The organism is Ruminobacter sp. RM87 (genome assembly GCF_000701925.1).
GTDB lineage: Bacteria > Pseudomonadota > Gammaproteobacteria > Enterobacterales > Succinivibrionaceae > Ruminobacter > Ruminobacter amylophilus.
Map to the genome: position 1 here is coordinate 1 of NZ_JNKD01000101.1, position 2,698 is coordinate 2,698.

Consider the following 2,698-nt stretch of genomic DNA (forward strand, 5'->3'; position numbering starts at 1 on the left):
TCCAAAGTCGATACATCTCGACTTTATCTTCGTACGTAAGCTTCATAAATATAACCCCCGAAGTTTTGTTCAACTTTCGGGGGGCACTCTAGACAGACCAAGCTCTTTTTTCACAGATTTATCTAAATTTTTACTCAACTTTCCCAGAAAATTTTCTGGGACAAAACCTTAATCCATGCGATCTAGGTGCTCTTTAAAAACTTGCGTTGATTTTTCAGGCATTTTGCCGTGACTTTTTGGGAAATAAATCCTCCCGTAAACGTGTTACAAAATTCTGAACGTGAGCTATCTGTTCGGTAAACCAGTACTGAGCATTTCACGGGCTAAGGATAAAGCTTTTTCATGGCAGCCTTTTTTGAGCAGCTTCCGGTCACGTAATTCTTTAACATAGCCTGTAAAGGTATTTATTAGAGTATCCAGTGCTATGTTTAAGTGGATTTCCTGCAGTTCCTGCTTACAGTCCTCGAATACTGCTCCAAAGCTTCTAACATCGGTGTTACATCTCTTGAAATACTCCAGCAGTATCGTGCAGATGCAGACCAGGCTATTGACAGATATGTAAAGCCTTTTAGAAAAGTATGTGTACAGTGGTCGTAAACTTTAGCAGATAACTGCACTTTGGAGCTTCTGTTTCTATCTATTACAGAGTCATCAATGCAGAATGTCTTGATTCTATCTGAACCTGTTAACTTGCTTGTACGACTGACAACATTGGTTGCCAGCTGAGTCAGCAGACTTCTCCACGAATAGCTTGGTTCTGACATAAATCTGTACAGGGAGCTCTTGGATGTACCATTACTTCCATTCACAGCTATTCCACTCTTTGCATAATGATTAACACTTTTATCAACCATATTGCTTATGAGCAGTTCCTTAATCATTTCTACACTGCATAGACCTTTGATTTTATAGAATCCGGCTCTATTAAGCATGGTGGTAAAACCAAATAAAGAAAAAATGCTGAGAAAAGCGGAATATCTAGAGAAATTCTTGTTCATTTGGTGTATCATAGCCTCGCGTGTTTTGCTTGGTATTCTAATGTTTTTGGTTACTAATTATTATACCATAAAACACGCTTTAAATCCTTATTTTTCAATGGTTACAACGGTTTTTAATTATCGTTTTTCCACCTCAAAAAAGACTTCAATATTTTTTCTAAAAAAATCTCCTTTGTTTTTATGACCGCTGGCTGAATAGATGTTCAGTTTTCATCAGAACGGTTAATGCTAAACAATGAAATAATCTTTAATTTCGTTGCCTGTTATATAAAGTTTCAGTGTTTCTGCAGGTTTCCGTGTAGAATAAATCCACGGACCTGCAAAATAAATCACTCTGTCAGATTTGTTTGTCAGGGTAGTAGCATTATTCTTGTTAGTTGCCTGTGTGCCGTCACATTCGTCTGATGATTGAAAACCGTCTATTAGAGCCACAGGTGACTGAGATGTTTTAATGTCGGAGGTTACCCCCTGTGATTTGACTTTATCGTCGGTAAAATTCTGAAGTTCTGCTGCTTCCCTGAGTTTGCTTTCCGTAATTCCGTAGATGTAGCATTTTTTCATGAAGGACAATTTGTCGTCAAATCTTAGGACCATCAAACCTGAATCATCAGTTTCTACTCTGATGTGCTTTAAACGCCTTTTGAGATTAAAAAGCAAACCTAAATATGATCTTATCTTTCCGGTATCTGACAGCAGAACCAGTGGTAGCTCAAACAATTCGCCTTCATCAGAAAGTAAAGACGTCTGGTTCTGCAAGTGCACATAAAGTGGTTTGGCGTATTTCATGGTCTGCTGATATTTCCTGTGATAATCGAAACTTGATTTGAACATTTCAAAAAACAGAATGGCAGTAATTACGGACAGGACGACGAATACCAGCATTAATAACATGCGACGCCTATGTTTACCTGTAAAATCATAAACATACAGTATTGAAGGATTTTCTCTGTTGTAGATAAATTTTATTTCATAGTCCATAAATGCTGAACAGCTGATTTCTTTAATATGTATCTGCTTTGGCATTATCTGCAATGCTTCTTCATCCGAAAGGACCTCGGCAGTGTAGCCACATCTATATGTTCCTCCCTTTAAATTTTGCACATATCGACGATAATCCTCGTAAAGAACTTTCGCTGAACCATGACTGTAGCCAGGTAAGGTAATATTGAAAAATTTATATATGCCGATAGGAAATGCGTTCGTATAGAGACACAATGTAAAAAACAACAGTGTAAGCAGAGTGAAAATAACTAGTATTCTTGTGGTGTAGGGACTTTTGATAAGAAACGAGTCAGAGACATATCCCTGATTATCACTTTCAATTATGGATTTAAGTACTTCCCAACTGTTGGTTCTGTTTCTCATGTTCTCGGATTCCGAAGTAAGAATGACTGATTTTTAATAATGTAAGGGAGTTCTATAAATTGAAATTTGAGTAAAAAAAGAGGTTTGTTTTGACATCTTCGTAATTGTAATGCTAAAAAAACAACATAATCAAGGACAACCTGATGAAAAATTATATCAGAAATTTCAATCGGGTGGTTCTGTTTTAAGGCGCTTTTCACCAGGCTTCTCACTTGATTATCGGTGAATAAACATTACTCCATGATACCTGTTATGAAACGACCTTTGTCAAGCAGAAATTTAGGCAAGACATTTTCCTCAGTGTAAGCACGGCATTGGCCACTCTGTTATACGGG

2 protein-coding genes are annotated in these 2,698 nt (G+C 37.2%); both read right to left on the reverse strand.

The annotated features are described in order from the left end of the window. Positions 1 to 428: 428 nt before the first annotated feature. On the reverse strand, positions 429 to 998 hold the full coding sequence (locus T489_RS0112105; protein ID WP_031580270.1) for a hypothetical protein: 570 nt from the start codon (positions 996 to 998) through the stop codon (positions 429 to 431). Positions 999 to 1,226: 228 nt separating this feature from the next. Then, positions 1,227 to 2,363 (reverse strand): hypothetical protein, encoded by a 1,137-nt coding sequence (locus T489_RS0112110; protein WP_031580271.1) that lies wholly within the window; start codon positions 2,361 to 2,363, stop codon positions 1,227 to 1,229. Between the last annotated feature and the right edge of the window lie 335 nt (positions 2,364 to 2,698).